The 12153-nt window shown below is 45.3% G+C and carries 12 protein-coding genes and 1 riboswitch; of the genes, 4 read left to right on the forward strand and 8 right to left on the reverse strand.

The features are described 5' to 3' along the window. The first annotated feature begins 669 nt into the window (after window positions 1-669). The gene (locus L4D06_RS18620) at window positions 670-1128 is read left to right on the forward strand and encodes an RNA recognition motif domain-containing protein (RefSeq protein ID WP_028024320.1); all 459 of its coding nucleotides are present in this window, start codon (window positions 670-672) and stop codon (window positions 1126-1128) included. Here the strand turns inward: L4D06_RS18620 and murI are convergent. The 4 genes from murI to L4D06_RS18640 form a co-directional block, all read right to left on the reverse strand. After that, complete coding sequence (gene murI, locus L4D06_RS18625) at window positions 1106-1906, reverse strand: glutamate racemase (RefSeq protein WP_429740692.1); 801 nt, start codon at window positions 1904-1906, stop codon at window positions 1106-1108. The two genes, L4D06_RS18620 and murI, sit on opposite strands and share 23 nt — an antisense overlap. Window positions 1907-1955: 49 nt before the next feature. After that, a complete protein-coding gene (locus L4D06_RS18630) occupies window positions 1956-2627 on the reverse strand; it encodes a Dph6-related ATP pyrophosphatase (protein ID WP_429740693.1) in 672 nt (223 codons plus the stop codon). Window positions 2628-2680: 53 nt separating this feature from the next. Next, complete coding sequence (locus L4D06_RS18635) at window positions 2681-4510, reverse strand: TonB-dependent receptor domain-containing protein (protein ID WP_429740694.1); 1830 nt, start codon at window positions 4508-4510, stop codon at window positions 2681-2683. Between the two features lie 45 nt (window positions 4511-4555). After that, window positions 4556-4755: riboswitch (cobalamin riboswitch) on the reverse strand. A gap of 74 nt (window positions 4756-4829) precedes the next feature. Beyond that, window positions 4830-5357, reverse strand: a complete 528-nt coding sequence (locus L4D06_RS18640; protein WP_028024316.1) for an ATP--cob(I)alamin adenosyltransferase — start codon at window positions 5355-5357, stop codon at window positions 4830-4832. 149 nt (window positions 5358-5506) lie between these two features. Here L4D06_RS18640 and trmA point away from each other — a divergent pair, with 149 nt between their 5' ends. Then, window positions 5507-6613: a tRNA (uridine(54)-C5)-methyltransferase TrmA gene (gene trmA / locus L4D06_RS18645; RefSeq protein ID WP_274166921.1), complete on the forward strand. Its 1107-nt coding sequence runs from the start codon at window positions 5507-5509 to the stop codon at window positions 6611-6613. 129 nt (window positions 6614-6742) lie between these two features. Here trmA and L4D06_RS18650 read toward each other — a convergent pair whose 3' ends face one another. Further along, on the reverse strand, window positions 6743-7120 hold the full coding sequence (locus L4D06_RS18650; RefSeq protein WP_274166922.1) for a YijD family membrane protein: 378 nt from the start codon (window positions 7118-7120) through the stop codon (window positions 6743-6745). Between the two features lie 5 nt (window positions 7121-7125). After that, on the reverse strand, window positions 7126-7770 hold the full coding sequence (gene fabR, locus L4D06_RS18655) for an HTH-type transcriptional repressor FabR (RefSeq protein ID WP_274166923.1): 645 nt from the start codon (window positions 7768-7770) through the stop codon (window positions 7126-7128). A 275-nt stretch (window positions 7771-8045) separates the two neighbouring features. Between fabR and L4D06_RS18660 the strand changes: the two genes are divergently transcribed. Beyond that, window positions 8046-9026, forward strand: a complete 981-nt coding sequence (locus L4D06_RS18660) for a DUF2860 family protein (protein WP_429740695.1) — start codon at window positions 8046-8048, stop codon at window positions 9024-9026. 159 nt (window positions 9027-9185) lie between these two features. Next, window positions 9186-10601, forward strand: coding sequence for a Si-specific NAD(P)(+) transhydrogenase (gene sthA, locus L4D06_RS18665; protein ID WP_274166925.1), 1416 nt, complete (start codon window positions 9186-9188; stop codon window positions 10599-10601). 99 nt (window positions 10602-10700) lie between these two features. Here the strand turns inward: sthA and cysQ are convergent, their stop codons facing one another. Continuing rightward, window positions 10701-11516: a 3'(2'),5'-bisphosphate nucleotidase CysQ gene (gene cysQ, locus L4D06_RS18670; RefSeq protein ID WP_274166926.1), complete on the reverse strand. Its 816-nt coding sequence runs from the start codon at window positions 11514-11516 to the stop codon at window positions 10701-10703. A 79-nt stretch (window positions 11517-11595) separates the two neighbouring features. Then, window positions 11596-12150, reverse strand: a complete 555-nt coding sequence (gene nudE, locus L4D06_RS18675; protein WP_429740696.1) for an ADP compounds hydrolase NudE — start codon at window positions 12148-12150, stop codon at window positions 11596-11598. Between the last annotated feature and the right edge of the window lie 3 nt (window positions 12151-12153).

The following is a 12153-nucleotide window of genomic DNA, read 5'->3' on the forward strand; positions in this document are numbered from 1 at the left end:
TATAGCATTACTCCGAAGAGCTCAACCATCTTGGGTCACTCAGTTCATTGATAAATCTTATGTCTATCAAGTACGAGTGCCCACACAGATTGTATAGGTCAAATTGTTAAAGAACGTTGACTGTAGAAGCGGCTCATTTCGAGTCATCTTCTCATCGTCAGGGCTGCGAATTCTACGCTGCCAGGCGATGAAGTCAAGAAGAAATTTTGAGATTTTTCAACGTTGCTTTCGCAACCTTCAAAACGTCTTGTTGACTCCCTTCAACCGCGAGAAGCACTGGGCTTTTCCGTTGAAGCAGGCGGGCATTCTACTGATTGAGCCGTTAACGTCAAGCGTTTATTTTCAATCAAGTTTTAAGCCGTTTTCGCCATACTGATTGGGTAGGTAGCACTTGAATCATGTGCCGCTCTCCGTGTCAGTGAGGCCGCATTATAGAGACTGAGATCACATTGGCAAGGCTTTTTATCTGTTTTTATTCCGACTGAACACAATTCAACCTAAACTTTAAAAAACACAACAAATTGCAACATTAGATAGGCGTCACATTCACTTACTGGCAATAACACTTCAATAACCGTAATATCGAACCGACAATTGTATTTATTTTAGTCAGCATTGATTTCGATCCTTCATGCTATTTCTTCTAACCGACTTTTAAATTTAATGATTATGAAAACATCTATTAGTTTGTTAATTACCGCTGCCATTGCTTTGATTGGCTTTTTTATCCTTAACAGTTCACAAACTGTGATTACAAGTAACGGGGCATCATTTGCTCTAGGCGCTATTTCTGTTGGTATTGCCCTTTCTCTTCTTTCTACTAAGTCTGCGGGCGAAAGTTCATCTGAACTACCAACTTCTACAAATAGTAAAACCATCTATGTCGGCAACCTGCCATATCGCGCTAATGAAAACGACGTAAAGGAACTCTTTGCCAAACATGGTGAAGTATTTGCAGTTCGTTTAATGAAAGACAAGCGCACGGGTAAGCGTCGAGGTTTTGGCTTTGTTGTAATGGCAGCAGCCGATTCACCTGAAGCTATAGAAGCACTTAACAATGCAGAATATGGTGACCGAACGTTGAAGGTACGTGAAGCTAACGATCCTAGAAAATCGGAGCGCGCTTGATCGGTGAGAAGCCAAGCTTCTTCATTTCTTGATTCAACGCGACTTCATCTTCAACGGCAGCACTGCTGAAAACAGAGTGCAGCAACTGACGATTAAAGGAGGCCTTTGGGTCTCCTTCTTCATTTAGTAAGCCATTCACTCTACTCGCAATGGCTTGCCCGGAATCAATAACGACACAATCGCTTCCCATAACCTGCTCGATCTCCCGCTTTAATAGCGGAAAGTGCGTACAACCCAATACGATGCAATCCACGTGATTAACGAACGGTGCCAATATTGTTGAAAGTGTCGATGGGTTAACAGGAACCCCTCTTAGCTTTGCTTCTCCCATTTGCACAAGCTCGGTAGAGCCAACCATAGTCACTTGGCAGTCAGGGGCAAAATCTCGAACGAGTTGCTGGGTATAGTCACGCTTCACGGTTGCAGGTGTGGCCAATAGGCCGATTCGTTTGCTTTGACTGATCGCTGCCGCGGGCTTGATGGCAGGAACAACCCCCACCACAGGAATTGACAGTCTTTCACGTAGTGGAGGAAGAACAATGGTGCTTGCGGTATTACATGCAATCACGACCAAGGCGATATCATGCTCTGCACACAGTGTAGAGACCATGCCACATACACGCCTTACCAATACATCGTCGGCTAACTCCCCGTAGGGGAATGCTGCGTTGTCAAACGCATAGATAATGTGCTGCTCAGGCATCGTTTTCGCTATTTCTTTAAAGACGGATAAACCTCCGACGCCAGAGTCAAAAATCAGCACACTTTTCACTATCATTACCTTTTCTATGGTTTTCGTCGCAATGATACGTTGTGAACGCAGTCTTTTAAATCTCCGGTTCACTCAGTCGGTAAATCTGATGATGAAAACGCCCTTCCAACACCCACTTATCCACTTCCACCGCTAAAGGCCAAGAAAAGCACGGTGCATCGGTAACTAATGTATGAAACTCACCATCCTCACCACAAGGATCACAACTCTGTGGTAATTCGCCTAACAATTGATGCTCATAAAGACGGCCCAAAAACACCGAATCAAGCTGGGAGGTATCTATTGTCGTAAGGTGAGTCACGATACCTTCTTCTATTATTTCGTTAGCCAATCCAACACTCGACTGCCCTAACAAAGGGAAAACACATTCCCATCCTTGCGGCTCAATATAGCTTCGGCGATATGCTTCTATGCCGTTACAAAACATGTCTCCAAATGCGACTGCGTCAATTTCAAGACCACTATCTTTTATACCTTCAATAATAGCTTGTTGATAAACATTGTTTGGCGGGAACACTTGTTCTAATTCGATAAGCACTAAAGGTAAGCCAATACTCTTAGCTTGCGCCTTTACGATATCGATTGGCGTAGCTTGAAAAGGTACTTCCCCATTCACATACGACGTATATAAACCGACGACTTCATAATCAGGGTTTTGTTGAAGCCGACAAAGTGTGAGCGTTGAATCTTTGCCAGATGACCAACTTACAATGACACGTTTTTTCATTATTACTCTCAGATCAAAAAAGCCGCCCGCAGGCGGCTTGGGATTACTAATACTTAGAAGCGATAGTCCATACTTACATAGTAAGCTCGCTCTGGGGCAGGATAGCCACCAGCAGTTTCATAATCTTCATCGAACAGGTTGTCCACGCGACCTCTAAGTGCCAACTCATCGTTTATCCAATACGTTGCAGCAAAGTCCCACAAGCTGTATGCATCAAGCTTGTCTGCGCTAGCATCTAAAGTGCTCAGATCAGAACGCTCACCCGCATAGATATATGTCAGACTTAAATCGAAATCACTCACTGACATTTCTCCAATCCACTTAAGGTTTTCTTTGGAACGTCGAGGTAACTGCGCACCTTTACTATCCTTAGGATCTTTGTATTCCAGCACCAAAGTATGTGCAAGAATGCCAGTATTGAACAAGGCTTCTATTTCCACGCCACGAATGCGAGCATCAACATTGAAAGCATTCCAATCTGGCGCATAGTAAATAATGAGATTATCGATCTCATTATCGTAAGCAGCTACTGAAACCGTCACTGGTTCGAAGTCTCCAGTCCAACCTAATTCAATGTTCTGAGCTTCTTCTGCCTTTAAGGACGGATTGTCGGCGAACTCTTTATAGTTAGGTGCTTTGAATGAAGTACCTAAGCTCGCTCTCAATTGGTGATTCTGATTCAGTTGATAAATTGAGCCTACAGACCATGTTGTATAATCATCATATACATCATGCTTATCGAAGCGGATATTTGATAGAAGGGTCAGATTACCAAACTTACCAGTCGCACCAACATACGCACCAGTATTCTCTCTTCGTTCACCAGCTATAGATGCATTCCAACCAATAGAGTCACTATCCATTTTCTCGGTACGCCAATCCAAACCACCTTGGATACCTACATTTTCGTTCAGTTGATACTGGTTAGCCCACTGGATATGAGTCTGTTCTGTTTCAATCTTAGAGAATGGGGTTGTCTGGCCTGGCAAACTATCAATAGAAGAATCATCCTGATAATTGAATACTAGAAATGATTGATAGTTATATTTGTCATATTCCAGTTTCGCGGTATAGCTAGTGCTCTCAGAATCTGAATTTGCAACTTTGTATGACATAGAATCAGAGTCAAAATTATTGTATTGACTCGTATTTTCATACCATCGAATAGACGCAAAACCAACCCAGCCTTCTGCGATAGCGTGCTCATAGTTAACCATCAGTTGGTTCCCATCAAAGCCGTGTTTATCACCATCATTTAAACCAGGGTACGGTTGAACATTAAACCCTTCAGTTTCTTGAAAACCACCGGCTACCTTAAGATGACCGTCATCAGAAACATCTGAATTGACTGAGAAGTTGCCCTCTCGGTAATCATTACTACCAATTCCTGCTAAAATTTTCTTTGCTTCAGAGCCGGGTGCTGAACGCGTAATGATATTCAAAACACCACCAATCGCATCTGAGCCATACATCGCAACACCTGAACCACGAATAAGCTCGATACGCTCAATCTGATTCAAAGGAAAACGGTTCAGGTTGATTCCTGCAGTCAATGAGTTGTTCATACGAACGCCATCAACAAGAATCAGAGAGTGACTAGAGTTGGTGCCACGAAGAAATAAAGAGGAATTTTGCCCAATACCACCATTTGAACCCATTTCTACGCCAGGTAAACGACGCAACATTTCGGTTAATGTTTTAGCTTGGCTTTGCTCTATTTCTGCACGAGTCACTACAGATATAGGAGCAACGACATTTTCAACAGGCTGTTCAAATCGAGAGGCGGTAACGACCATTGTGTCGTCGATAGAAGGGGTGGTTGTTTCGGCGTGCGCAAACACAGCCATTGGCAGCATTCCAGCTACCCAATACTTATGAGACATATCAGATCCATTTTCGCGTGTATCTAATGATGTCAGGAAATCCTGAGACCATATTGTAACCCAGCTGATATTCGGACTTAGAGACGACCTACGATGACGACTTCCCATACTCTATGTTCATAGGAATACAGTGTCTGGCTTTTGCCATGTCATTTTCGTTTCTCATTACCGCTGCGCGCCAGTTCTGGACTTACACCAGATTCCCAGCTGGAAGTAAAAAGCGCGCCGATTATAGATAAGTCAGCGCGCCTTTAATACTTAGATTATGAGATCTGCCCCTAATTAGCTTGGAAAGTGCTAGGAAGAAGACATTCGGAAGTTAGTAGTTGATGCTGATGTAATCCACTTCTTCGACATCCAGCTTCATCTTGATGTACACGGTCAAGACAAAGAAGAAGTTTGCAAGTAAGTTAGCAAACCTTGGCAGCGTAGGCTCAAACGTCTCGCCCGACTCATCTAAACGATGAAGTAAGCGGACGGTTTTCTTTGCACCGGTACGACATTGATGTAATGCCATCACAGCAACGGGGCCTCGAGGCAACACGAAGCGCGAGACACGACCGCGACTTTCTTCGTTATAATAGTCATATCGCGCATGCAGCCACTCTAAGTCTTCCTCAAAGATGCCATTCTTGCCACGAACAGAACCATTGAGATGATAAATTTTAGGGTGAAGCGTTTCCAAATCTGCCACGACATCGTCAAAACCCTCAGGCATCTGTGCCAAAACCATCCCTACCAAGCTACACAGCTCATCAGTATGAATTTCGTAATCACACGTGAGTGCAGATTCATAAATAAAGGGGTAACAAATCTCTTTGCGATTTTTCGACTTTTGAATACTCATTGGTCAACTCAGTCTCTTAAGGTTGCGCCAATCTTATCCTAACCGATATGTTTACGCTTCTGCTGGCGAAAAAGTCAGCGAAAAGGCTGGACAATACGGCTTGGCTACATACAATTTGCGCTCATTTTTAGTTATGCAGGTTAGGTAATATGAGCAACACCCTGATTGACACCAGCCAATACCAGGCGCAACTGGACGAAAAGATTGCACGTATGCAATCGACATTTTCCGAGTTCAATGCCCCTGAGTTAGAGGTGTTCCCATCACCAGACAAGCACTACCGAATGCGTGCTGAGTTTCGCGTCTGGCATGAAGGCGACGACCTTTACTACATCATGTTCAATCAGGAAACCAAGCAGAAGTACCGTGTGGATCAGTTTCCACAGGCAAGTCGCATCATCAATGATTTGATGCCACTGCTGGTTGACGCCATCAAACCGATTGAAAGCCTGCGCCGTAAACTGTTCCAAGTAGACTTTCTGTCTACCATGAGCGGTGAAGTACTCGTTTCTATGCTTTACCACCGCCAATTGGATGAAGAGTGGGAGGCCAACGCTCGCACACTCAAACAACGCTTAAATGATGAAGGGTTCAATCTCAACCTCATTGGTCGCGCACGTAAGCAAAAAATCATCCTTGACCGTGATTACGTGTTGGAAAAACTCACTGTCGATGGTCGACCTCTCACCTATCAGCAAATTGAAAATAGTTTTACCCAACCAAACGGTAAAGTGGCTGAGAAAATGCTGGAATGGGCCGTTGATTGCACGCAAGAAAGCACGGGCGATCTGCTTGAGCTTTACTGTGGTAATGGTAACTTTTCACTGGCGTTGGCAGACAATTTCGATCGCGTGCTAGCCACTGAATTGGCAAAGCCGTCGGTTGAGTCAGCGCAGTTCAACATTGCCATCAACAAGATCGAAAACGTACAGATCATTCGCATGTCTGCGGAAGAGTTTACGGAAGCGATGGAAGGCAAGCGCGAGTTTCGTCGTCTGCAACAAGCAGGTGTCGATTTGAAGAGCTATAACTGCAATACCATCTTTGTCGATCCACCGCGCTCAGGCATGGATGAAGGAACCTGTCGCATGGTGCAAGGCTACGATCGTATCCTCTATATCTCGTGCAATCCAGAAACGCTAAAAGAGAACTTAGCCATCTTATCTGAAACGCACACTATTTCGCGTTTCGCATTATTTGATCAGTTCCCATACACACATCACATGGAAGCTGGCGTTCTGCTTGAACGAAAATAAGCCAAGATGACAGACAAAAAAGGAGCCGATAGGCTCCTTTTTTGATATTAGCATTTCGACAATGATGAATTGATACGCTGTGCGAGGCTCAGTTGCTTAACCCCAACAATGACGAATCATGATCGCCACTTACTCGCTGGCTGTTTCTTCTTTCTTGTTCATCGTCAGCCAGCCCATTTTGTGAACGACCCAGAAAGCCAACAGCATGGTGACAATGATCGAGAAGAAGTTACCGCCAAGATCCGGCACTTGCATACGAACAAAAGCGGAATAGCCAAACGCACCCACAAGGAAACAAGCAAACGCGATCAGCGGTGTTCCTTCAGTCAGCGGTTGATTAACGTGTTGCTGGTAAAAGCAGTATACCGACAGCACGAATGCAATAACGGGGAATACGGAGAAGGCAACGCTATCGATAAAAAACGTTGCGAGAGTCGCACTGCCGCACAAACCGGCGAGCACAGCGAGTAGAAGAAATTTACGCTCTGATTGGTGATTCTGTTCCATAATTTTTACCTGCCTGAAGACAACTTATCCTTGAGAGCATTACGTTCACGTTCTTTTCGATACCAATACGCACCTTTTGACAGCATGCGAAGCTGAGTAACCAGTCGCTCTGCAAGCTCAGCACGAGCACGCTTGTCCAAATCCAGCGCTTCAGCACCGGAACTGAACACCAAAGTCACACATGCCTCAGCTTGATTATAGGCTTCTTCACGCGTCAACCCTGCGGTTGCTTCGAAATATTCTGTCAGTTCCGCAACAAAGTGTTGGATCTCTCGTGCGACAGCGGCACGAAATGCCGTCGACGTACCCGAACGTTCACGTAATAGCAGCCGAAGTATATTAGGGCTACTTTCAATAAATTCCATGAAGGTTTCCACCGACGTTCTTACCACACTGCCTTCTGTAGCAATACGTTGGCGAGCTTGGCGCATTAACTGACGCAGCAACAAACCGCCTTCATCGACCATGGTCAAACCCAGTTCATCCATGTCTTTGAAGTGACGATAGAACGACGTTGGCGCGATACCAGCTTCACGCGCTACTTCACGTAGACTGAGGTTGGAAAAGCTCCGGTCTGCGCTGAGCTGGCTAAATGCCGCATCAATCAGCGTTCGCCGAGTTTTTTCTTTCTGTTGTGCTCTTATTCCCATCGCCAGTGTTTACCTCATGAAATCTAAGAGCAAACTATACTCGCTTTTTTTCATCAGTTCAGTGCCTGTGAGTAGCACTTTTTGTAATCCTGAGTTGGATCACCGACTTGGTGATTCATTTTTGCACTTAATGGTACGCACCATCATTGCTCGCGCCACTTTTAGTACATATTGCATTCGATACTTACAAATTTGAGCTATGTCGTTCACATCTTCCACGCTCTAGAATCTGCACTACGTCGTCTTACTCCTGCTCAATAAATAAGGCCAGCCTAATGAAATATACTCATATTGCCGTCAGCTTCCTGCTATTGGGATACTCGTCGATAGGACATGCACAGCTTGCTCCTGAGGAAGGTATCAGTGGCAATTTTTCTTTATTGGCAGCCGTATCGTCGACCGACTCTACTTTATCCACCACTGTTGATGCTCATTTACCAAATGGCGAACAGGCGCGATCTGAAGAGCTTCTCGGAGCCGGACTAGGAAACATCACTTATACCTTTGGCGATGAGTTAAATAAGCAATTATTCATCGGTACATCACGTGAAGATATTGCAACCGGCCTCATCGCATTGGAAATGGGTTACCGCCACTTAACCCATTCAGGCACAACATTCAGCTTGGCATTTTTACCCACGGTATTAACAGACGAAGTATGGCAAGACCCATATAACTGGGACACTTCACGCGAAAAAACAGACAGAAATGGCAATGCATACCTATTGTCATTATCTCACATCAATGGCTCACCATTTTCCATCGATATCGGTTTTGCTAACATCAAAATTGATGAGGAAAAATCAGGGCAAACTCACCTCGATAGGCCTGAACAAAAGAGTATGAATCGTAATGCTCATAGCTATTTTGGCAAACTGAGTTATCAAGAAATGCTCACTGTCACGAGTGGGTATAGTGTTTCTCTGCGCTACCTTCACCACGATACCGAAGGTAACGCGATGACATACAATCACCTCAGTGCTGAAGGAACCTGGTTCAAGCTCCACAATCGCCATAAATTTGCCGCGACACTGGCAACGGGCTTATCCAAATTCGATAAAACTAACCCAATTTTTGAAGAGCAACGATCCGACGCCCAATACTCTGTATTTGGTGCTTACGAATTCGTATCCTTGTTTGGAAATGAAAATTTGTCGTTCGTATCGTTGGCAAGTTACAACAATCATCGCTCCACCATCGATTTTTATTCTTTCGAAGAATATTTCTTCTCCTCGGGTTTCAACATCTCATTTTGATGGCGTTTCGGCAGCCATTCCCATTATTGAACGGTTTTTCATTAATGTAGCGTGATCACCTACGCTGAATAGTAGAGAGTGTATTCTCGTTACGTAACATGGGCGTTACACTTATCACCAAACAACCAGAATATAATGAAAACAAAAGGTCATACGGATATGAGCAAAACGACCCCTACATCGTCCAGCCATTTTGATGTCATCGTGATCGGCAGTGGGCCCGGCGGCGAAGGCGCTGCAATGGGTTTAACCAAAGCAGGATTACGCGTTGCCGTTGTTGAAAAAGAAAGTACGGTAGGTGGAGGCTGTACTCACTGGGGTACCATTCCGTCCAAAGCATTAAGGCACACCGTCAGCCGTATTATCGAGTTCAATCAGAGCCCGATTTATACTGGTGACAATCAACATATTCACAGCACATTTTCTGCCATCTTAGGCCATGCGCAATCCGTGATTGGAAAACAAACTCGTATGCGTCAGGGGTTCTACGACAGAAATCTCTGTACCATTCTGCACGGCACTGCGCGTTTTAGTAACACGCATGAAATGGAGCTCACAGCTGCAGACGGCACCATCGACAAATACACTGCCGATAAGTTTGTGATTGCCACAGGCTCTCGCCCATATCGCCCTAAAGATGTTGATTTCACACACCCTCGTGTTTATGACAGTGACTCCATCCTCTCTCTACAGCATGATCCGCGCCACGTCATTATTTATGGAGCGGGTGTTATTGGCAGCGAGTATGCTTCTATTTTCCGTGGTTTAGGCATCAAAGTTGACCTCATCAATACGCGAGATCGCCTGCTGTCCTTCCTTGATAACGAAATGTCAGACTCGCTGTCTTATCACTTCTGGAATAGCGGTGTTCTGATCCGTAATGATGAAACCTACGAGAAAATCGAAGGCACAAAAGAAGGCGTTATCCTTCACCTTCAATCTGGCAAGAAGATGAAAGCCGATTGCCTGCTGTTTGCCAATGGTAGAACCGGTAACACAGATGCACTGAACCTAAAAGCGGTGGGGCTGAAAGCTGACTCCCGCGGACAACTGAGTGTGAATGACAACTATGGCACTGCCGTTGAACATGTTTACGCCGTGGGTGATGTCATTGGCTACCCAAGTCTAGCCAGCGCTGCCTATGACCAAGGCAGAATTGTTGCTCAGGCGATTGTCGAAGGACAGGCAAATGGTCGACTGATTGACCATATCCCTACTGGTATTTACACCATTCCAGAAATCAGCTCTGTGGGAAAAACCGAACAAGAACTCACTGCAGCTAAAGTGCCTTACGAGGTAGGTCGCGCCCAATTTAAACATTTAGCACGAGCGCAAATTGCGGGTATGGATGTGGGCAGTTTGAAAATATTGTTCCACCGTGAAACCAAAGAAATCTTGGGTATTCACTGTTTTGGTGAACGTGCTGCTGAAATTATTCACATCGGACAGGCCATTTTCGAGCAAAAAGGCGAAGGCAACACGCTTGATTACTTCATCAATACAACGTTCAACTACCCAACCATGGCGGAAGCGTATCGCGTCGCTGCATTGAATGGTTTAAATCGTTTGTTCTAACCAGAGAAGTATCACCTTAGAAACGAAAAAACGGAGCGAATGCTCCGTTTTTTATGCCGTTAACCTATCGACAGACCTCTGGGCTGTGATCTGTATTTTTTAGCCTTCGAGACGCACGATGTCACGCCATGGCAAATCCGTATCACCCATGACAATGAAGTTAGGATTTTCTAACGAATCCCGCTCGTTGTAGGAAAGCGGAGACAGGGTAGTATCGAGAATACGACCGCCCGACTCTTCAACAATGCACTGCGTCGCTGCAGTATCCCACTCTCCTGTCGGACCGAGACGTAAATAACAATCAACCGCTCCTTCAGCAACCAAACACGACTTTAATGCAGCAGAGCCTAGCGGCACTAAGTTGTAATTCAAACTCGGTGCTAACCGTTCAGTGATTGCTTTAATGTTTTGACGTCGGCTGATGGCGATAGACAGTGATTTTACGTCACCATCATGCTTCATGATCGACAGACGGACTTTTTCACCATCAGGCATCACTTTCCACGCACCGAGCCCTTTCGCGGCATAATACGACACACCAGAAACAGGGCCATAGACGACGCCCATAATTGGCTGATTATTTTCCACCAACGCAATGATTGTCGCGAAATCACCGCTGCCCGCAATGAACTCTTGCGTGCCATCTAGTGGGTCGACCAACCAGTAACGTGTCCATGTTTCGCGTTCTTCGAGAGGTACAGAGGCATCCTCTTCAGACAAAACAGGAATATCTGGTGTCAGTGCGCTTAAACGCTCTGTAACAAGCTTGTGTGCAGCCATGTCAGCGCTTGTAACTGGCGTATCATCGCTTTTGATGTTCTTTTCAAAATCGCCACGCTGATAAATATCTAAGATCACTTGCCCTGATTCACGAGCAATCTCTATGACAGGTTGCAATAGCTGTGACAGCTCCATACCTTACTCCTTTTGGGCTCTCACACTACGACTTTGCTTGGCTGACAATGGTCACCTTCACAGACGTCCCTACAAACGGTTAACGGCTGTTCAACTGCCTCAATGCCAACATTAATGCAGTAATACTGCGAGCTTCCCCAAAATCGACGTGCGCTAATAATTCTTCTGCCTGCGCAAGCGGCCAGCGGACCAATTCCAATGGCTCGGGTTCATCGCCCTCGAGCTTCTCTGGGTAAAGGTCCTGCGCCAGTAACAGGGTCATCTTGCTGGAAAAATACGACGGTGCAAGCACCACTTCTTTCAGCGGTATCATATGATTGGCACCAAAGCCAATTTCTTCTTTTAATTCTCGGTTAGCTGCTTCCAAAGCGGTTTCATCAGGATCAATGAGTCCTTTAGGAAAGCCTAGTTCATAACGTTCTGTGCCGGCGGCATATTCTCTGACCAACAACATATCGCCATTGTCTGTCACGGGGACCACCATTACGGCGTTTCGTCCGCTTGGTTTCATTCGCTCATAGGTGCGTTCAACACCATTGCTAAAGCGAAGATCTAACGCTTCAATTTGAAATAACCGCGATTTCGCGACTACCTTCGCATCAAGAATTTCTGGTGCTACTGTCTTTTGCGTCATCAT

This window comes from Enterovibrio makurazakiensis (assembly GCF_050336585.1).
Lineage (GTDB): Bacteria > Pseudomonadota > Gammaproteobacteria > Enterobacterales > Vibrionaceae > Enterovibrio > Enterovibrio gelatinilyticus.